This window comes from Fretibacterium fastidiosum (genome assembly GCF_964642095.1).
Lineage (GTDB): Bacteria > Synergistota > Synergistia > Synergistales > Aminobacteriaceae > Fretibacterium > Fretibacterium fastidiosum.
Genome location: NZ_OZ209244.1, coordinates 2,665,274 through 2,685,579, shown reverse-complemented (window position 1 = coordinate 2,685,579; position 20,306 = coordinate 2,665,274). Strand labels below are relative to the sequence as shown.

The 20,306-nt window shown below is 65.7% G+C and carries 8 protein-coding genes and 1 tRNA gene; 6 read left to right on the top strand and 3 right to left on the bottom strand.

What is annotated here, in order from left to right; translation table 11 throughout:
- Positions 1-36 precede the first annotated feature (36 nt).
- The 6 genes from ACK28C_RS12020 to rpoC all read left to right on the top strand — a co-directional run bounded on the left by ACK28C_RS12020 (position 37) and on the right by rpoC (position 14,552).
- Positions 37-1,860, top strand: a complete 1,824-nt coding sequence (locus ACK28C_RS12020) for a hypothetical protein (protein WP_208873871.1) — start codon at positions 37-39, stop codon at positions 1,858-1,860.
- A 146-nt stretch (positions 1,861-2,006) separates the two neighbouring features.
- Positions 2,007-4,136 carry a glutamine synthetase III gene (locus tag ACK28C_RS12015; protein ID WP_015557155.1) on the top strand — a complete coding sequence of 710 codons (2,130 nt, stop codon included), beginning with the start codon at positions 2,007-2,009 and terminating at the stop codon, positions 4,134-4,136.
- A 189-nt stretch (positions 4,137-4,325) separates the two neighbouring features.
- On the top strand, positions 4,326-5,333 hold the full coding sequence (gap, locus tag ACK28C_RS12010; protein ID WP_208873872.1) for a type I glyceraldehyde-3-phosphate dehydrogenase: 1,008 nt from the start codon (positions 4,326-4,328) through the stop codon (positions 5,331-5,333).
- 236 nt (positions 5,334-5,569) lie between these two features.
- A tRNA-Leu gene (locus tag ACK28C_RS12005) sits at positions 5,570-5,657 on the top strand.
- 104 nt (positions 5,658-5,761) lie between these two features.
- Entirely contained in the window at positions 5,762-9,430 is a 3,669-nt protein-coding gene (rpoB, locus tag ACK28C_RS12000; RefSeq protein WP_015557157.1) for a DNA-directed RNA polymerase subunit beta, read from the top strand.
- 4 nt (positions 9,431-9,434) lie between these two features.
- Complete coding sequence (gene rpoC, locus ACK28C_RS11995) at positions 9,435-14,552, top strand: DNA-directed RNA polymerase subunit beta' (RefSeq protein ID WP_015557158.1); 5,118 nt, start codon at positions 9,435-9,437, stop codon at positions 14,550-14,552.
- 535 nt (positions 14,553-15,087) lie between these two features.
- Here rpoC and ACK28C_RS11990 read toward each other — a convergent pair.
- The 3 genes from ACK28C_RS11990 to ACK28C_RS11980 form a co-directional block, all read right to left on the bottom strand.
- The gene (locus tag ACK28C_RS11990) at positions 15,088-15,288 is read right to left on the bottom strand and encodes a cold-shock protein (RefSeq protein WP_015557159.1); all 201 of its coding nucleotides are present in this window, start codon (positions 15,286-15,288) and stop codon (positions 15,088-15,090) included.
- Between the two features lie 173 nt (positions 15,289-15,461).
- Positions 15,462-16,538: a hypothetical protein gene (locus ACK28C_RS11985; protein ID WP_208873873.1), complete on the bottom strand. Its 1,077-nt coding sequence runs from the start codon at positions 16,536-16,538 to the stop codon at positions 15,462-15,464.
- Positions 16,516-20,022 (bottom strand): dynamin family protein, encoded by a 3,507-nt coding sequence (locus tag ACK28C_RS11980; protein ID WP_409152241.1) that lies wholly within the window; start codon positions 20,020-20,022, stop codon positions 16,516-16,518. Before ACK28C_RS11980 ends, ACK28C_RS11985 begins: the two co-directional genes overlap by 23 nt.
- Between the last annotated feature and the right edge of the window lie 284 nt (positions 20,023-20,306).

Here is a 20,306-nt window from a genome sequence, read left to right as displayed (position 1 = left end):
GGCAAAGGACGACCGACTGATTGGAGGACGAGGTTGATGAAAAGGCGTTTTCTCTGCGCGGTCTTTTTGTGCGTACTCTTATTCTGGTTGCGCTTCTCCCTGGGAGGCTGCGGAAGAACTTTCGACAAGTTCGCACATCGAACGTCTCCGGCCCCCTCTCCCGCCCCTGCGCTTCCGGCGCCCTCGCCCGATCTGCAGGACCCCGGCTCGAGCGCCGAGCCTTCGACCCCTCTACTTCCCGACCCGACCCCGTCGAAGGTCCTGAAAAGCGACACGGACGGCGACGGAGTGCCCGACGTCTGGGACGCCTCTCCGCTCGACCCGGCACAGGGGGCCTATCCGGAGTACGCCGAGAGCGAGACGGGTTGTGCTTCGAACAGCGGCATCGACACCGCAGAGTTCAAGGACGCTCCCGCCGTGATGCCCGCCGCGCTCTCGGGGGTGCTGGACAACCGCGGCGGCTGGGACAGCGACTGTTTCGCGGTCCGCTTCGACAAGGCGGGGGCCTATTCGATCCTGGTCTCCCACACGCCGCTCATGAATCCCATCATGGGCGTCGAGACGGGAAAGAACGCGGAGCCCCGGTTCGTGTTCAACCTCCCGACCCTCCTGGCTGACGACCACACCTGGGCCCAGTGCAGCATCCCCCGGGCCGGGGTCTACTGGTTCACCATAACGACGATGGCGGAGTCAGCCCGAACGTGGCAGTACCGCGCGCTGATCTTCGAGGACGAGTACGCCGACGGCATCCCGGACGAGTTGCACGACGTTCTGGGCATGGACAGGGGCGACGAGGACACGGACGACGACAGCCTGCCCGACCTCCTGGAGCTGCTGACCGTCCTGCGCCGCCTCGAGCCGTACCGCAGGGCCGGCACCTTTTCCGACTCCGTCTGGCAGGAGGCGGTCAATCCCGGCAACTCCCGGAAGGGCGCCGTGTGGCTGGACCGGAACTCCGACGCGGACGGCGACGGCATCCCGGATTACATCGAATACTACCCCTTCGACAGGATCGAGGCGTTCAACCTGCCCTTCGAGCAATTTTTTCCCCGCAACGATACGGACGGCGACGGCATCCCCAACTTTCTGGACACGGACAGCGACGGGAACGGGATACCGGACAGGGTGGAGGGGGTTTTCAGGGGCAGAGTGCCCGTGGACACGGACGGGGATGGGATTTTTGATTACAAGGACAGGGACGACGACCAGGACGGCCTTCTGGATGTGAACGACCCCGACCGCCTGGAGCCGATGGAGCTGTGGGACGAGCGCCGGATGCCGCGCGTGTCGTTCTTCAACCGGGTTCGGAAAGTCCCGGACGTCATCGCGCCGGGAGAGGAGATCGAGGTGCGGTGCAAGGCCCTGAACGAGGCCAGCGCGGAAGACACGTGGATCATACTGCGCGAATCGCTGAAGGAACGCTCCGATCCTCTGAACGTGAGGCCGCGCCTTCTGGGCGGCGACAGGGCCGTTTTTCTTTGCCCGGACGAGGTCTCCGAGGGGGCCTGGGGCGTTTCCCTGTCGATCGGAGGGCGCAGGGTCTACGGCGTGGAGCTCCGGGGGCTTCGCTCCCGCGTGCCGGTCCTGCACTCCATCGAGCGCGTTGGGACGGATAGGCTGCGCGTGTGGGGAGAGAACCTGGACGAGGCCCTGCAGGTCGTGTTTGCGGGGGACGTCGCGACGGTGGACAACGCCAATGGAGCCGCCGATTTTTTGGAGATATCAATCCCGAAGCGGGCGGGTTCCGGTCCCGTGTACCTCACGAGCCGTTTCGGAAAGAGCGCGTCCCTCGATTTTGCGGTCGGAGGGGCCGTTGACGGGCGGATCGTCCTGCCCGAGGGGGCGCCGGGCGGGAGATGAAAAACGACGCCGCACCCTGCGATGGCGTACAGCGACCTTTCGCCATGCTTAACGTTGACCTTTTTCGGATTTAAGCCTATACTCTCTCAATCTTAAGCGACAAAAAACGCTTTTCATCCGCTTAAGAATTCATTCCGGAGGTGGGTATGGTGGAGAGGGCGCGCGAGTATCCGACGGTTCGGGAGATCTACGGGTCCATGGTCTTCGATCGCAGGGTGATGAAGGAGAAGCTGACTTCGGGGGTCTATGAGCAGGTGGTCGCTGCGATGGAGGGAAGGCAGCGGCTGGATGCCGCTGCGGCGGACGTGGTGGCGATGGCGATGCGCGACTGGGCCATCGCGCAGGGAGCGACCCACTGGACCCACTGGTTTCAGCCCCAGACGGAGATGACGGCGGAGAAGCACATGGCCTTCACCCTGGGGGGTGCCGATGGGATGCCCGTTGACGTGTTTTGCGGGCACGACCTGATTCAGGGGGAGCCGGACGCCTCATCCTTCCCGTCGGCGGGGACGCGCTCGACGTTTGAGGCGCGCGGATACAGCGCGTGGGACATCAGCAGCCCCGCCTTTATCGTGAAGTCCCCCAAGGGGGGGACGCTCTGCATCCCCTGCGTCTTCCTCTCCTTCGACGGGACGCCTCTCGACTTTAAGACCCCCCTCCTGCGCGCGCTGGACGCCCTGGAGACGCGGTCGCTGAAGCTGCTCAAGCTCTTTGGGCAGCGGGGGGTTCGCAGCGTGAGGGTGACGGCAGGCGCGGAGCAGGAGTTCTTCCTCCTGGATCGTCCGCGCGCCCAGATGCGGCCGGACATCCGCTTCTGCGGGCGCACCCTGCTCGGCGCCCAGCCGGCCAAGGATCAGAAGCTGGACCATCACTACATGGGGTCGATCCCCCCTCGGGTCCTGAGCTACATGGAGGACGTGGAGCGCGATTTGGCGCGCATCGGCGTCTCCATCATAACGCGGCACAACGAGGCGGCCCGGTGCCAGTTCGAGTTCGCCCACCTCTTCTCCGATGCGAACACGGCCTGCGACCAGAATCAGATCTTGATGGAGACGATGAGAAAGCTGGCGCGCCAGCACGAGCTGCGGCTGCTCTTTCACGAGAAGCCCTTCCATGGGATGAACGGCAGCGGAAAACACGTCAACCTCTCCCTGATGGACAGCGAGGGGCGCAACCTCCTGACACCGTCGAGCGGACAGCGCCGCAACGTCGTCTTCCTCTCGTTCCTGGCCGCGGCCGTGCTGGGCATCTCGAAGTTCCATATCCTGCTCCAGGCGACCGCGGCCACGGCGGGCAACCTCTTTCGCCTCGGGGGGCACGAGGCGCCTCCGTCCATCACGAGCGTCTACCTTGGCTCCGCCTTGACGGACCTCTTGAAGCGGCTGAACCAGGCGGACGCCTCGCTGCCGGAGAGGGGCCTGATGGACCTTGGACTGATGAAGCTGCCCTCCATCATCCCCTTCGACAACGACAGGAACAGGACCTCGCCCGTGGCCTTTACGGGGAACAAGTTCGAGTTCCGCTCTCCGGGGGCGTCGCAGTCCATCGCTCTGCCCATCACGATGTTCGCCTCCATCTGGGCCTGGGGCGTCGAGCAGTTGACGGGGATGATCGAGGCCAGGAGCGTCGATGGGAGGGACCCGATGGACGTGGCTCTGGACGCGGTCAAGGAGGCCGTCCGTGAGGGGCAGAACGTCCTCTTCGAGGGGGATGCCTACTCGCCGGAGTGGCACGCGGAGGCGAAGCGCCGGGGCCTCCTTCAGGCGGAGACCATGCCGGAGAAGATCGACCTTCTCCTGCTCCCGGAGAACAAGCGGATGCTCGAGGACCTTGGCGTCTACCGTGGGCGCGAGCTGGAGGTCCTGCACGACATACGCATGGAGGAGTTTGCCAGGGGGCTGGAGATCGAGGCGGCGGTGCTGTACGACATGTTGTGGGAGGGGGTCCTGCCGGCGCTCTCGAAGCAGATGGTCTTAGAGAGGAGCTCCCTTGCGGCCCTGGACGGCATGGACTTCGAGGAGGGCGCCCCGTGGCTCGAATACATTGGCAATTTGGGGCGCACTAAGGCCGCCCTGATATCGGATGCGGCGCGCCTGCACGAGATGAAGGGACGCCTCGCGGGCATGGCGCTGCGGGATCGGGCGGACTTCCTGGCAGGTAGCGTCGTGCCGCTGATGGAGTCCATTCGCGCCCAAAGCGACGCGGCGGAGCTGACCATCGCCGCGGACATCTGGCCCTATCCGATCTACCGAAACCTGCTCTCCCTGTCGGCGTAGGGGAGCCGCAGGAGCGTCCGGTTCGATGCCCTTTTCGCCGTCCTTTGTTATATAATGAAGAGGCGGGCGGTTCCCTTCTTTAGTATATGTATATGAAATTGCGTTGAAATTGCGCGAACAAAATTGCGGCGGTCACGATGTGTTGTGGCTTGAAATGGATTGGGCCGAGGGCCAGGGGAGGAAGTAAAAATGGCAGTGAGAGTTGCAATCAATGGTTTTGGCCGTATTGGGCGTCTTGCCTTTCGTCAGATGTTTCAGGCCGAGGGGTATGAGGTGGTCGCGATCAACGACCTGACGAGCCCCGAGGTCCTGGCGCACCTTCTGAAGTACGATACGACGCACGGCCGCTATCATGGGGTCGTCGAGGCGGACGAGAACTCCATCACCGTCAACGGCAAGAAGATCACGATCTATGCGGAGAAGGACGCCGCGAACCTGCCGTGGAAGGACCTGAAGATCGACGTGGTCCTCGAGTGCACGGGCTTCTACACCTCAAAGGACAAGGCGGGCGCCCACGTCAAGGCCGGCGCACGCAAGGTGGTCATCTCCGCCCCCGCAGGCGACGACCTGCCCACGATCGTCTTCAACGTCAACCACAAGACGCTCACGCCGTCGGACACGATCATCTCCGCAGCCTCCTGCACCACGAACTGCCTGGCCCCCATGGCCAAGGCGCTGAACGACCTTTCGCCCATCGTCTCCGGCTTCATGACCACCGTCCACGCCTACACCGGAGATCAGATGGTTCTGGACGGTCCCCACCGCAAGGGCGACCTGCGCCGCGCCCGGGCCGCAGCGGAGAACATCGTCCCCGCGTCCTCCGGTGCCGCAAAGGCCATCGGCCTGGTGATCCCCGAGCTGAGTGGCAAGCTGAACGGCGCCGCCCAGCGCGTGCCCGTCGCCACGGGTTCCACCACGATCCTGGACGCGGTCATCAAGGGGTCCTTCACGGCCGACCAGGTCAACGCCCAGATGAAGAAGGAGGCCTCGGAGTCCTTCGAGTACAACACGGACGAGATCGTCTCCTCCGACATCATCGACAGCACGGCGGGCTCCATCTTCGACGCCACCCAGACGAGGGTCATCGCGATGGAGGACGGCAACACGCTGGTGCAGGTCGTCTCCTGGTACGACAACGAGAACTCCTACACGAGCCAGATGGTGCGCACGATCAAGTACTTCTCCGAGCTGAAGTAACCCGCCTCGGACCGGGGGCGTGGACGGGGGCAATCCAAATCCAAAGTTTTTAACGTGCGGCAGGGGCAGGTTTTTTGCGTTTTCTGCCGCACCGGACGGGTGAAAGATCGGAGTCGGCTGAACCTCTACAACGACGGGCTCGATCCCCGATAAAGCCATCGCAACCCATGGATTTGGGGGCAAAATTCCCTCTTGCAAAACGCGGAAACCCCTGCTAGAATACTTTTCGTTGTCAAGCCCGGGTGGCGGAATTGGTAGACGCGCTAGATTCAGGTTCTAGTAGTCGCTAAGGCTGTGGAGGTTCGAGTCCTCTCTCGGGCACCATGAAATTAAAAGGATATGGTCTTGTCTATTGACAGGACTATATCCTTTTGTTATCATTGGGATTCGGCGTATTTTTCCAGCCTGTCAAGGAGGTCTTTCAATAGATGCCTGAATTTGTTCCGGTAAGCAGGACGCGGCAGCGCTACACTTTTGGCCGGGCTCACGACCTGATCGATATGCCCGACATGATAGAGGTGCAAAGGGATTCTTATCAGTGGTTCTATCAGGACGACGTGGAACCGGATGCGCGCAGGGCGCAGGGCTTGCAGGAGCTTCTTCAGGAGATTTTTCCCATTGAGAGTTACGATGGGCAGTTCTCGCTGGAGTTCGTGCGCTATTATATCGACCCTCCGGAGCGCAGCGAGGAGGAGGCCCGGCAGAAGGACCTGACCTGGTCGCGTCCCATTCGCGCCACGATCGGCCTGACCAACACGAAGACGGGGGAGAGCAAGGAGAAGGATATCTTCCTCGGCGAGTTCCCCGTGATGACGGATCGGGGCACGTTCATCGTCAACGGGACGGAGCGCGTCGTCATCAATCAGCTGGCGCGCTCCGCCGGGGTCTACTTCACCTACAGCGGCGTTCCGGGCAGCGACAGCTGCTCCGCAAAACTGATCCCGGACCGCGGCGCGTGGCTGGACTTTTCCATGGCTTCGGGGGATATCGTCTCCGTCAACATCGACAACCGTCGGAAGCTCCCCGTGACGCTCCTGCTGAAGGCCTTCGGCGTCGCCGACAACGATGAGATCCTCTCGATGTTCGCCGCCGCCCCCTACTTCATGGAATACAGCGATGAGATGCGAGGGAAGCTGGCGGCCGAGGACGTGACGGGGCCGGATGGTGCCGCCATCGTCCGTCGCGGCCGCCCCATCACCCGCGAACTTCTGGACGAGCTCTACCACAAGAACCCCGGCGGACGCGGCGGGATCGAGGTCATCGGGCTGGACTTGTCCCTGGCCCTGACGCTCGAGAGGGACGGCACGCGCAGCCCCGACGAGGCGATGCAGGAGATCTTTCGCCGCCTGCGCCCCAACGAGCCGGCGCGCGTTGAGAACGCCCGCGACTACATCCGAAGCCTCTTCTTCGACTCGAGGCGCTACACCCTGGGGCGGGTCGGGCGCTATAAGCTGAACCGCCGCCTGGGGATGAACCTTTCGGAGGACGTTCGGCTCCTCACGCTGGACGATATCGTGGCGATCATCCGGGAGATGTTCGCCATGAGGGCCGAGGGAAAGAAGAGCGACGATATCGACCACCTCGGCAATCGGCGCATTCGCTCCATCGGGGAGCTGCTGCAGAACCAGATCCGCATCGGACTGCTCCGCATGGAGCGCATCGTGCGCGAGCGAATGACGACGACGCCCGACCTCAACAAGGTGACGCCGCCCGATCTGATCAACGTCCGTCCCATTGCGGCCGCCCTGCGCGAGTTCTACGGATCGGGCCAGCTGTCCCAGTTCATGGACCAGACGAACCCCCTGGCGGAGGTGACGCATCGCCGCCGCCTCTCCGCGCTGGGGCCGGGCGGCCTGAGCCGAGAGCGGGCCGGCTTCGAGGCGCGTGACGTGCACTACACGCACTACGGGCGCGTGTGTCCCATCGAGACCCCGGAGGGTCCCAACATCGGCCTGGTCTCCTCCCTGACGACCTACGCGCGGCTCAACGAGCACGGATTCCTCATCACCCCGCGGCGCAAGGTGACGAACGGCAAGCTGACCGACAAGATCGAATTCCTCTCCGCCGACGAGGAGGACCAGTACTACGTGGCGATGGCGAACACTCCCCTGGAAGAGGACGGAGTGACCATTGCGGGGGACTCCTGCCCGACGCGGCACCAGGACGACATCGACACGATCCCGGTGGAGAAGGTGAACTACATGGACGTCTCCCCCAAGCAGATCGTCTCCCCCTCGACGGCCCTGATCCCCTTCCTGGAGCACGACGACGCCAACCGGGCGCTGATGGGTTCCAACATGCAGCGGCAGGCCGTGCCTCTGATCATGCCCGAGGCCCCCATGGTGGGGACGGGGATCGAGCATCGCGTCGCCAGGGACTCCGGCTCCTGCGTGGTCGCCGTCGACGCGGGCGAGGTGGTGTACGTCGACTCCCGCGAGATCCGCATCCGGTCCAGGAGGGGTGAGAGAAAGTACCCCCTGATCAAGTTTCGCCGCTCCAACCAGGGCACGGTGATCCACCAGCGACCGACCGTCGCCAAGGGCGACCGGGTGGACAAGGGGGAGATCATCGCCGACGGGCAGTCCATCGAGAACGGGGAGCTGGCTCTGGGCCAGAACGTCCTCGTCGCCTTCGTCCCCTGGGAGGGCTACAACTTCGAGGACGCCATCCTGCTGAGCGAGAACCTGGTGAAGGAGGACAAGTTCTCCTCCATTCACATCGAGGAGTACGAGATCGACGCCCGCGAGACGAAGCTGGGGCCGGAGGAGATCACCCGGGACATCCCCAACGTGGGCGAGGACATGCTCCGCAACCTGGACGACTCCGGGATCATCCGCATCGGCGCGGAGGTCAACGCGGGGGACATCCTGGTGGGGAAGGTGACGCCCAAGGGGGAGTCCGACCAGACCCCGGAGGAGAAGCTCCTGCGGGCCATCTTCGGCGAGAAGGCCCGCGAGGTGCGCGACAACTCCCTGAAGCTTCCTCACGGCTCCCGCGGCAAGGTGGTCGCCATAAAGCACATGGAGCGCAATGACGCCCCGAATACTATGAGCGCCGGCATCATCCGCACCGTAAAGGTGTACGTGGCGCAGTGGCGAAAGATCACCGTGGGGGACAAGATGGCCGGCCGACACGGCAACAAGGGAGTGGTCAGCCGCATCCTTCCGGTCGAGGACATGCCCTACCTTCCCGACGGGACCCCGGTGGACGTCGTGCTGAACCCCCTGGGCGTGCCGAGCCGCATGAACCTCGGACAGGTGCTTGAGACCATCATGGGCTTTGTGGCGGTGAACAACGGATGGCACGTGGCCACGCCGGTCTTCGAGGGCGCTCAGGAGACCGAGATCTTCGAGCGCATGAAGGAGCTGGCCGATGAAAAGTATCCGGACCTCACCGAGGACGGCATGATCGTCCTGCGCGACGGGCGCACCGGGGAGCCGATGGAGAAGAAGGTCACGATCGGCTGCATGTACATGCTGAAGCTCAACCACCTGGTGGACGACAAGATCCACGCGCGTTCCACCGGCCCCTACAGCCTGATCACGCAGCAGCCGCTGGGCGGCAAGGCGCAGTTCGGAGGCCAGCGCTTCGGGGAGATGGAGGTCTGGGCCCTCGAGGGATACGGCGCCGCGAACGTCCTTCAGGAGATGCTGACCGTGAAGTCCGACGACATCCGCGGGCGCGACAAGACCTACGAGCGCATCGTCAAGGGGCAGAGCCTGGTGAAGCCGGGGATGCCCGAGAGCTTCCGCGTCCTGGTCAAAGAGCTCCAGGGCCTGGGGCTGGACGTGGAGGTGGAGTACGACGACGGCACCATCGGCGGCATACCCCTCGACGAGGACGAGGAAAAGCTGCCTGAGCCCGGCCTTCCGGAGATGCTGCCCGACGCCTTTGAGGACGAATCCCCGGCAGATGCCGACGGACAGGGGGCGCAGGAACAGGAGAGCGGCTTCCTTGAGGACGAGGAGCCGGACGAAGGGGAGCTCTTCAAGGCGCAGGACATCTTCGAGGAGGATGCGGATATGCCAAAGGACGATCCGGACGATTCGCTTGCCGGGGATATATCTCTGATCTCGGATGAGGAAGAAGGGGACTGACGGGATGGCCAGAAAGGAAATTGTCGGGGTCAGGATCAAGCTGGCGACGCCGGAGCGCATCCGCGAGATATCGAGCGGAGAGGTGAAGAAGCCCGAGACGATCAACTACCGCACGCTGCGCCCTGAGAAGGACGGGCTCTTCTGCGAGCGGATCTTCGGCCCCACGCGCAGCTACGAGTGCACCTGCGGGAAGTACAAGCGCAGCGGACCGAAGTTCCGCGGCGTGATCTGCGACCGGTGCGGCGTCGAGGTGACCGACAACCGCGTGCGCCGGGAGCGCATGGGGCACATCGAGCTGGCCGTTCCCGTGGTGCACATCTGGTACCTCCGGGGGATTCCGAGCCGCCTCAGCCTGCTCCTGGGGACCAGCGCGAAGGACCTGGAGAAGGTGGTCTACTTCGCCCCCACGCGCAAGACCGAGAACGCCTGGAAGGTCACGGCCGTCGGCAGCCGTCCGGACCTGGTGCACAAGGACTCCGTCATCTCGGAGAGCGAGCTGAAGGTCCACTCGCACTACGACCCCAAGTTTCGGGCCGAGGAAGCGTTCTCCCTCGAGAGCGTGGACGATGTCCCCGTCGACGAGGGGGACGTCCTGTCCGCGCAGCAGGTGGCACGCTTCAAGGCGGACTACGGGGACGACACCTTCAAGGTGGAGCCCGCCTTCGAGCTCATCGAGGCGATCGAAGGGCTGGACCTGAACGTGGGGGAGATCGTCCCCGCGTCCAGGATGGAGGAGTGCTCCGCGGAGGCCGAGGCTCCCTTCGTCAGGGCGAAGGTCGCCGGGAGCGACGCCTTCATCGTCACGGCGGCCTTGAAGCTGCCCTTCTCCAGGGGCAGCATCCTCTCGAAGTCCGAGAAGGACATGTTCGAGCAGAGGTATCCCAGGCGCTTCAATGCCGTGCGCCTCGGCGTCACGGTCGACGACCCCTGCTACCTGGTGGTCGAGTCGGGAAACTCGCCCTTCAGCCAGGCGGACGTCATCTATGAGCGCCAGGAGCTGCTCTGTGCCGAATACGACAAGAAGTTCGAGGCGGGGATCGGCGCGGACGGCGTGCAGACGCTGGTCAACCGGCTGGACCTGGACCTGCTCACGGCCTCCCTCCGCGAGGAGATCGCCGAGAGCAGCGGGCAGAAGAAGCGCAAGCTGGTGAAGCGCCTTCAGGTTGCGGAGGACTTTCGCAAGAGCGCCTCGCAGCCGCAGTCCATGATCCTGAACGTCCTGCCCGTCATCCCGCCGGACCTGCGCCCGCTGGTGCAGCTCGACGGCGGACGCTTCGCGACGTCGGACCTGAACGACCTCTACCGGCGCGTCATCAACCGCAACAACCGCCTTCGGAAGCTGCAGGAGCTCCACGCGCCGGAGATCATCATCCGCAACGAGAAGCGGATGCTTCAGGAGTGCGTGGACGCCCTGATCGACAACGGCCGCATCGGCAAGGCGGTGACGGGGGCCAGCAACCGCCCCCTGAAGAGCCTGACGGACCTCCTGAGGGGCAAGAAGGGACGCTTCCGTCAGAACCTCCTGGGCAAGCGCGTGGACTACTCCGGAAGGTCCGTCATCGTCATCGGCCCTCAGCTCAAGATCTATCAGTGCGGCCTGCCCAAACAGATGGCGCTTGAGCTGTTCAAGCCCTTTGTCGTGCGTCAGCTGGTGGATCGGGGCATCGCGCCGAACGTGAAAAGTGCAAAGCGCGTCATCGAGCGCGGACGCGAGGAGATCTGGGGCATCCTGGAGGAGATCATCAAGGACCATCCCGTGATGCTGAACCGTGCGCCGACCCTTCACCGCCTGGGCATTCAGGCCTTCGAGCCCGTCTTGATGGAGGGAAAGGCCATCCGGCTGCACCCGATGGTCTGCACGGCTTTCAACGCGGACTTCGACGGAGACCAGATGGCCGTACACGTCCCCCTCTCCCTGGAGGCTCAGGCGGAGGCACGACTTTTGATGCTCTCCGCCAACAACCTGCTTTCGCCGGCCAGCGGGCGGCCCGTCGTGACGCCGACGCAGGATATCGTCCTCGGCGTCTACTACCTGACGGACATGAAGCCGGGGATGAAGGGCGAGGGGATGCACTTCTCCAGCATCGAGGACGTGCTGTCCGCCCACGATCACGGCATGGTCCACATCAACGCCCGCATCTGGCTGAGGAAGGACCCGACGTGGAGGCGCCAGCCCATGGGGCGCCACCAGTACGGTGGCCCGGACGGAGAGGCGATCGTCGTGGACAGGGCCGAGGACGTCGCGGCGCCGGAGGGGGCCAGCGTCTTCTTCGAGACGTCGCCGGGGCGGGCGCTGTTCAACAGCATCATCGCCCGCGACCTGTGCTACGTGAACTACCAGCTGGGCAAGAAGAAGATCGGCAGCTTGCTGGACGAGGCCTACGACAAAATCGATCGGGCGGGGGTCGTCGAGATGCTGGACGCTATCAAGGCGCTGGGATACCGTTGGGCGGCGAAGAGCGGCATCAGTTTCGGCGTCAAATCGATCATCATCCCTCCTGAGAAGGCCGAGATCACAAAGGCGACCCAGATCGAGGACGATGCCGCCAAGGACAATTACGAGATGGGGCTTTTGACCCACGACGAGTACCTGGACCAGAAGGGCGAGCTCTGGGCCAGGGCCACGAAGGACATCGCCAACAAGATCACCGAACACATGGTTCCGGGGAACTCCGTCCTCATGATGGTGGAGAGCGGCGCCCGTGGAAGCCTGGGGCAGATGGGGCAGATGGCCGGCATCCGCGGGCTGATGTCGGACCCGACCGGAAAGACGATCGACTACCCCATCACGGCCAACTTCCGCGAGGGGATGAACATGCTGGAGTACTTCATCTCCACCCATGGGGCCCGGAAGGGCCTGGCGGACACCGCCCTGAGGACGGCGAAGTCCGGCTACCTGACGCGGCGCCTTGTGGACGTGGCCCAGGACCTGATCATCACGGAGCACGACTGCGGCACGGACAAGGGGATCTGCATCCGGCCCCTGATGAGCGAGGGGAAGGTGATGATCCCCATCAGCGAGCGCATCGCCGGGCGGACCGCGCTGGACGACATCCGTGCCCCGGAGACCCAGGAGGTCCTGGTCCGCAAGGGGGAGATCATCTCCTACGAAAAGGCCAGCGCGATCGACGCCGCGGGCCTCGAGGAGGTCTGGGTCCGCAGCCCGCTGGCCTGCGGGTTGAAGCGCGGGATCTGCCAGAAGTGCTACGGGCTGGACCTCTCCTCGCGCTACCTCATCCCGATCGGAGAGGCGGTGGGCGTCGTGGCGGCCCAGTCCATCGGCGAGCCGGGGACGCAGCTCACGATGCGCACGTTCCACACGGGCGGCGTTCGTCAGGCCGAGGACATCACCCAGGGCCTGCCGCGCATCGAGCAGCTCTTCGAGGTGCGCCGTCCGCGCAAGGTCTCGCTGCTGGCGGGCCTGGATGGCGTCGTCGAGGAGATCCGAAACGCCGACGGCAAGCGCCGGGTCATCGTCTCGACGCTTGACGGTTCGGAGAAGATCACGCACGCGATCCCGTCCTCCCAGGACCTGCGCGACGACATCGCGGAGGGGAAGGCGGTGACCCGCACGACCCCCCTGACGGAGGGAAGCATCGACCCGCAGCAGCTGCTGGACGTCAGCGGCATCTCTGCGGTGCAGCGCATGCTGGTGGATGAGATCCAGTACGTCTACCACTCCCAGGGCGTCTCCATCAACAACAAACACATCGAGGTGATCCTTCGCAAGGTGGCGCCCCTCAATCGGGTGCGGGTCCTCGAGGAGGGGGACACCTCCTTCGTGGCGGGGGACATGGTGTGGCTGGACGAGGTCGAGGCGGCGGAGAGGGAGATTCGGGAGGACAACGAGCGCTACGTTGCGGAGGCCGTGCGAATCTTCTCCGGCGACGTGCTGACCGGCGCCGAGAAGATGTGCGAGGAAGTGGAGCCGCTTTTGAACAAGCCCCTGGACGAGGACGCGCTCCGCACGCTCCTGACGCCGGGCATGATGCTCACCTCCCTGACGCTGTCCCACGAGGGGCGCAGCATCGAGGTCGTCATCGGCGAGGCCGCCTTCCGCAAGCAGATGGAGGGCCTGGAGCTCGTCTCGGACTTTCAGGACGGCGAGGAGGGGCTGGATAGGGGGACCCGACTCGGCAAGGCTGAGCTCCGCACGATCACTGCACGGGACCCCCACGTCATCCTGGTTCGGAACAGGGACCTCCTGGAGAAGCAGGCCGGCACCGCGTGGCTTGCGGAGGACGTGGTGTGCGACGGCCAGGTCCTGGCTCCGATGGACACCCAGCTCACCCCGGAGGCCGCGGCGCTGGCGGCCGAGAAAAACGTGGAGCGGCTCAGGGTGTGGCACAACGTGGATCACATCAACGTGACGGATACGTTCCGCACCGCGCTGATGGAGGACGACAGGGTGTGGGGCTGCAACCTGTTGAGCGCTTCGGATGCCGACGGCAAGCTGATCGAAAAGGTGCCGCAGTTCGTTGATGCCAGCGTGATCCAGGGCCTCGCTCAGGGGGAGATATCGGCGCTCGAGACGGATTCGGAGGTGCAGACCAGGGAGGCCCTGTTCGAGAGGTTCCTCGCGGAAAAGCTCAGGGGAAAGATACTGCTGGACGCCTCTTTCGCGAAGGACGGCGCGAAGGCGCCGGAGTTTGGAAAGGAGCTTTCCGCGGCCAAGCTGAAGGAGTTCGCTGCAGCGGGCCCGACGGATATCTACGTGCGTTCGGCGGCGGGCAAGGCGGACGAGTACCCGCTGATCCGTGAGGTCACCTTCGTGAGGAAGCTGAGGGAGAGCCCGGAATGCAAACCCTTTATCCACGGCATCACGAAGGCCGCGCTGGCCACGGACAGCTTCCTGAGCGCCGCCTCCTTCCAGCAGACGGCCCAGATCCTGGCGGGTGCGGCGGTGCGCGGGCAGATCGATCCGCTGCACGGCCTGAAGGAAAACGTCATTATCGGGCACCTGATCCCGGCAGGGACCGGGGCGGAGCCCTTCCGCGGCATTGCATCGGCCGCCGAGGCTGAGGAGGAATCGGCCCCCGTTCCCATCGAGACCGGGGCGGAGGAGGCGTCGGAGGCGATCCCTCAGGAGGAGGGCGTGTCCTCCGCCCCGTTTGACGAGTGAGTTGGAGTTGCGATGCGGCTACGCCGTAGGAGCGAGTTGTAAAGCACGGACAAAAGGGAGCGCTCCCGAACCGGGGCGCTCCCTCTTATAGCAAATCGCGTTTAATATGGATTGCCTCCCCTGAAAGGGGAGGTGGTTCGCGTCAGCGAACCGGAGGGGTTCGGCTAGACGACCGGCCTCACGCAAGCCGATCTTTCGGGAGGATTGCGGCGGCCGGTTGGTCGGCTGTGCCGAAGCAAGGCAATGGATTGCCTTGTGGAGGCGTTGACGGGGAATGTCAGACAGGCGCGTCTTATGAAAAACACTCGCCGCCCCTACCCCCCCCTTCGGGGAGCCTTCCGGCTACCGTTCGCCGCCGCTCACGGGCCGTCAGTCCCAGCCCCTTCGGGGCAGCCCCCCTTGCAGGGGGGCCTTTCTTTCCCTTTAGACGCAAATTGGTATAAACGCGATTCGGTGCATAAAAGGCAAAAAAACGAGGCCTCCAAGGGGCCTCATTTCTGGTCTTACGGTTTGTGAAAGGATACTAGGAGGCTTACTACAGTTTCTCGACGTTAGCAGCCTGAGGGCCTTTCTCGCCATTCACGATCTCGAACGAGACCTTCTGGCCTTCGGCAAGAGTCTTGAAGCCATCGCCCTGAATTGCGCTGTAGTGGACGAACACATCCTTCCCCTCATCCGCGGTGATGAACCCATACCCCTTGCTCTCGTTAAACCATTTGACGGTACCCTGAGCCATTAAAAAGTGCCTCCTAAAACAAAGAGAATTACCAACCCTCAAAGGCGGTGTGCACTAAGATTACCGTCTTTGTCAGCTTTTGTCAAGGGGCGGGGGCAGAAAAAACGGGCCCGTTTTGTGAATCGGGGCACGCTTTGCCGTGTACGCTCTCCGGGGTGCCCATCGCCCCCGCCTCAGCGGAGCAACGCCGCGACGGCACACAGGACCGAAAGCCCGCTGAGGCCCGCCAGGCCCAGCAGGATCCAGATGAGCTTTCGCGTCCTTTCCGCCGTCTCGGCGCGTTCCGCCGAGAGGCGCCGGGACCATTCCTCCTCGCGGGCGGCGAGCTCCCGCCGAAGGGTCTCCTGAATCGTCTGCCCCATGGCCGCGCTCGTCTGGCTCTCCAGGTTGGAGAGCTCTTTCGATAAGGCGTCGAGCTCACGGGTCTGGGCCTGCCTGTGGGCCCTCAGCATCCCCTCCCAGCTGGGGATGGTGACGTCCATGAGCCGTTTCAGGGCCTCGGCGCCAGGGGTGTCGCCTGTGGCCTCCCGTGCCGCCTCCCGCTCTGCCTCAAGGCCCCTTCGCAGGCCCTCCGCGGCGCGGGCCACCGCTTCTGCTGTGGTCTTAAGCTCTTCCCGGCGTTCGAGGTCCCGCTCCTCGCTCCGCTCCAGCAGGCCCCGGAGCCTGGCGGCCTCATCATGGAGTTCCCCCGCGCCCTTCCCCTGCGCGCTCACGCCCCTCAGGGCCTCCCCCGCGTTTCGGACCTCCCCGCGGAGCGCGGACAGCTCATCGAGGATCGTGCCGAGGGGCGCGATCAAGGCCTGCCGGCACGACCGCCCTTCCTCGCTCCCTTCCTTGACGGCACCCTCCAGCCGGGACAACGCCTCGCGCATCCGGGCGAGGGCCTGGGCGTCCTCTCGGGCAGAACGGATGGACCCTGTGGCCTCGCCGAAGAACACCCTGAGGGAGGCGATCTCGTCTACGGCGGCGGCCAGGGGCTGAAGCAGAGCTTGACGGCGCTCGGCCTCCCTCCGCAAGTCCTCCTGCAGGGCGCGGGACAGCCCATCGAGGCCGTCCTTCAGCGCCGCCTTGACCTCCTGTGCCGCGTCCTCCCGGTCCCTCGGAGCCGCCGACCGGGCCAGAGCCTGGGTCAACGGAGGAAGGAGCCGGGCCGCAAGCTCGGAGACGAGCCGCTCGGTCGTCGGGTCGAGCGGCGGCAGATCCGCCTGCGGGGACCCGGTCGTCCGGTCATGATCCTGCATTGTCTGCATTGAAGAGTCCCTCCTGTCCTGTTCCTTCCGTCGCCCTCGAGCCTCCGCGGACGGTGCGGGGGATGGGGCGATCGACGTCGTGCCTCAGCTTGTCCCTGCCCTCGGCCAGCGCGGCCCGCAGGCCCGGTTCGTCGAACGGCGGTTCAAAGCCGATCCCGCTCTCGCGCCACAGCGCGGCCAGGGCGTCGAAGTCCACCGCGTCGGAGGCTACGGAGACCTGCTGCCCAAACTCGATGAAGTCCGTGTAGCGGGCGTCGTAGTTCTCGTAGACGAACCAGTCCATCCTGCCCCGAAAACCCCTGCGCTCCCTGAAGGCCGCCACGCGCTCCGGCACGTCCGCGACGAGGTCTGCGAGCTTTCGGTCAAAGATCCCGCCGTGGGCGAAGGCGAGGACCCAGCGTGGCGCGGATGCCAGGGCCGCCGCATAAGGGGCTCGTGCCAGGTCGGAGAGCCCTGAGTCCACGCGCGCCAGGTCCAGGTGGACGATGGGCGTCCATCCCGCCAGGAGCTCCTCCCACGAGAGGCCGTCGGGCGGGGCGGCCAGCGCGTCGGCGGGCGCGGACAGGAGCCGAAGACCGCCGGGCAGGGGGGCGTCCGGCACGTGCAGGCAGGGGAAGGGAGGGGCCCCCTCGCCCAGGAGGAGCCAGCTCCGCCCCTCCAGGTCCAGCTCCTGCGTTCGTGCCTCCATGAGGCGGGCGTCGTGCATCAACCGGGATGCCAGGCGGAGCCCTTCCTGTCGCCGAAGCCCCAGCAGGACGAGCTGCCGTCCGCCGGCCAGGGCGGGCAGCGCGAAGAACTTCGCCTGAAGCCTCTGCTCCCCCATGGCCTGCAACAGGGACGCCAGGATCCCCGCCCCCCGCGCGTCCCGGACGGGCTCATCCCTCACCGGCAGGGGCAGGTCGGATAGCTCCGGGACGGGAGGGATCGCCGCCAGGAGCTCGCGGATCCTGGAGCCCTCCTCCATCAGGCGCAGGCGGAGGGCGGTCATTTCGGCCCTCGATGCGGAAGCCTCCCCCGCGAGGGCATTCGCTTCGGCCGCGGCCTTCTCCTCCTGCTCCAGCTCCAGGTAGACGGGGTCGCAGCAGGCCTCCCGCATGTGGTTCTCCCACCAGTTGAGGTGGTCCCGCAGCAGGTCCAGCCGCCTGGCGAGGGCGGGGGCCCCGTCCTGGATCAGGGCGGCCCTGGCCTCCTCCAGGGGCCGGTCCTCTCCCCGAGTGGCGGCGATGATCCGCTCCACGTGGACCTGGGAGCGCAGCTCCGTCTCCTGGCGGCGCAGGTGCCGGTCCAGGCCGGGGAGCGCGGTGGGGGAGGGGCTGCCGGAGAGGGCCTCGGAGAAGACACCGTGCCGCAGGAGCGCCTTGCGGCACGCCTCCCTGGCCCAGTCCATGCGTTCCGTCATTCGACGGATGACGTCGCTCCACCTCGATTCCCAGCGCAGGCAGGCGTCGCGCAGCGCCCCGACGGAGGCGGCGTCCCGGACGTCGGACGCGAAACGGGCGACGTCCAGCTCACGGGACATCGATCGGCTCCACTCGTTGCGGACCGTGGACAGCTCCGCGTTGAGCCAGCGCTGAGCGTCCCGCAGTTCCCGGCAGCGCGCGTCCTGCCGCTCTCCGCCGGGCCTCCCCGCCATCCCCTGCGCCAAGCGGGCCTCGGTCCGTTCCAGCAGGCAGAGGGCCCGCCGGCCGCGCAGGACCGTTCCGCACCGGATGAGGTGGCGGCGGAGCTGGGTGAGTTGACGAATGAGCGGGTCGAAGTTCGACCCCTCCCATTCCGGGGACGTGCGTCGGAAAAAGCCGTCGAGCGCAAGCCTCGACGAGATGGGGATGATGGGACAGGAAGTGGCGCCGGCCTCCTGCAGGTCCTCCCGCAGCTCCGCCACGGCCCGCTCCAGCCTCTGGCGGCGGGACAGGAGGATGCTGCCCGCCTCCACCTCGTCCCGTTCGAGGTCGATTTGTGACAGCAGCAGGACGACCTGTCGGCCGCCCGTCAGGAGCGAGTGCATCAGCTCCACGTCCGCGGACTTGAAGCGGGCGCGCAGCGGCGCGAGGTAGAGGGCGATGTCTAGGCTGGGCAGGAGGCGCCGCAGCGTCAACTCGCCGTACCGGGGCAGGTCGCAGGCGTCAAGCCCCGGAGTGTCCGCCAGCACGAGCCCGGAGGGGATCGCCGCGTCCGGACTGTTCCACTCGATGTGGTCGATGCCCCGTTCGTTCCCGGGGTTCCAGCGTTCGGAGGTGCGCTCCTCCATCCAGTCCGGGGTCAGGTCGGGGCCCGTCGTGCGCTCGATCCTTCCGTCGAGGTAGAACACGTCCGCCGCTCGGACCCCGCCCCGGCGGCAGAGCACGATCGCGTTCGTCGTGGCCCGGGTCTCCTCGGGCAGCAGCCGCTCGCCCATCATGGCGTTGATGAACGTCGATTTGCCGCTTCCCGTGAGGCCCACCGCTCCGACGGTGAGCTCCGTCTCCCGCAGGGACTGAAGCAGGCCCTGGAGGTGGGCCGTCACCGCCAGAAAGGCGGGATGGAGGGCGCTCTCCGAGATGGCGCGCACGGCGGAGGACAGCCGGTCGGACAGGGCAGTGCGAAGTCCCTCCGCTTCCGGGGTGGCGTCCGGGCCCGTCAGTCGGATGGGGTTGGGCGCCGGCGGCTTCGGGACGCCGGCCGCGGCGCGGAGGCCGATGCGCTGCAGGCGGCCCCGCAGGCGAAGGTTCTCCTCCTCCAGGGCCTCGACCTCCGTGACGTCGGAGAGGGCGACGGCGCTCCAGTCGGTCCTCGCCTCGAGCGGTGCGGTCTGCGCCTCGAGCGTTCGGGTGCGCCCGTGGCGGTCCCGGACCTCCAGGCGTTCTCCGTCGCTCAGGGCGGCGGCCGTGGCGCGGAGGTGCGGGGAGGCGTCGGCGAGGCGGGCGAAGGAAGGGCTGTTCAGGACGCGCCCGTCCCGCGTCGAGCGGACGCTGACGGGGAAGGGCATCGCCCCGACCAGGGCGGACAGCGCGAGGTCCTGACGGGAGGCCTCCTCCACCCTCGCCTCGTCCAGGAGCTCCTCGAAGCGCCTCTGCCCCTCGGCGATGCGGCGCGCGGCCTCCTGCATCCTGCGCTCCCAGCTGTCCTCGGAGGGCTCCCCGGGCGAGGTCCCGCCGAGCGCCGTCTCGACGCCCATCAGGAGGAGCGGAGCGCCATCTCCCCCGCGCCGGATGCAGGCGTCCAGTCGAAAGGCGCGGTAGACCCCGTCCCCGCAGTACAGGCGCCGGGCCAGGGACAGGGCCGTCTCCGCTCTGCGCAGGAGGGCCGCGTTCAGCTCCCGCGCCTGCCCGTGATCCTCCGGATGGCAGAGCTCGCACCACTGTTCGAGACTTCGAGGCCTCGCGTCGGGGGTGAGGCGCAGCGCGGCGAGGAGCGCCGGAGACATGTCCACGTCCCCGGCGGGGAACCTGACGAGCAGGGTGGCGAGTGGCCCAAGGCGCATGAAGTCCTCCCAGAGCGGCGTCATCGCAGGGCTCCGGCCGATGGTGTAACGGGTTCGTCGATCAGGGTGAACGTCATGGAATGCCCCTCTTTGCGTCGTGTCCCGTGCCGCAGCGGAGGTTTCGTGGGCCGTGCGGCATCGCTGCGGGAACGATAATTTCTCCTCAATCCTCCGCGCCTTTTTGAGCCGGCGCGGGGGGAATGTGTTATCATTGAGTATAACATCTGAGGGCCGTGCCGGCAGGCGTCATGACGATCGAAGTTGTGCGGGGCGCGGATCGTTTTTTTGCCGCAGCGGAACTTCGAGGG

What these genes read in the sequence shown, in the direction of transcription:
- ACK28C_RS12020 (WP_208873871.1), top strand. Translation starts at nt 37, where the DNA reads ATGAAAAGGCGTTTTCTCTGCGCGGTCTTTTTGTGCGTACTCTTATTC.
- ACK28C_RS12015 (WP_015557155.1), top strand. Translation starts at nt 2,007, where the DNA reads ATGGTGGAGAGGGCGCGCGAGTATCCGACGGTTCGGGAGATCTACGGG.
- gap (WP_208873872.1), top strand. Translation starts at nt 4,326, where the DNA reads ATGGCAGTGAGAGTTGCAATCAATGGTTTTGGCCGTATTGGGCGTCTT.
- rpoB (WP_015557157.1), top strand. Translation starts at nt 5,762, where the DNA reads ATGCCTGAATTTGTTCCGGTAAGCAGGACGCGGCAGCGCTACACTTTT.
- rpoC (WP_015557158.1), top strand. Translation starts at nt 9,435, where the DNA reads ATGGCCAGAAAGGAAATTGTCGGGGTCAGGATCAAGCTGGCGACGCCG.
- ACK28C_RS11990 (WP_015557159.1), bottom strand. Translation starts at nt 15,288, where the DNA reads ATGGCTCAGGGTACCGTCAAATGGTTTAACGAGAGCAAGGGGTATGGG.
- ACK28C_RS11985 (WP_208873873.1), bottom strand. Translation starts at nt 16,538, where the DNA reads ATGCAGACAATGCAGGATCATGACCGGACGACCGGGTCCCCGCAGGCG.
- ACK28C_RS11980 (WP_409152241.1), bottom strand. Translation starts at nt 20,022, where the DNA reads ATGACGCCGCTCTGGGAGGACTTCATGCGCCTTGGGCCACTCGCCACC.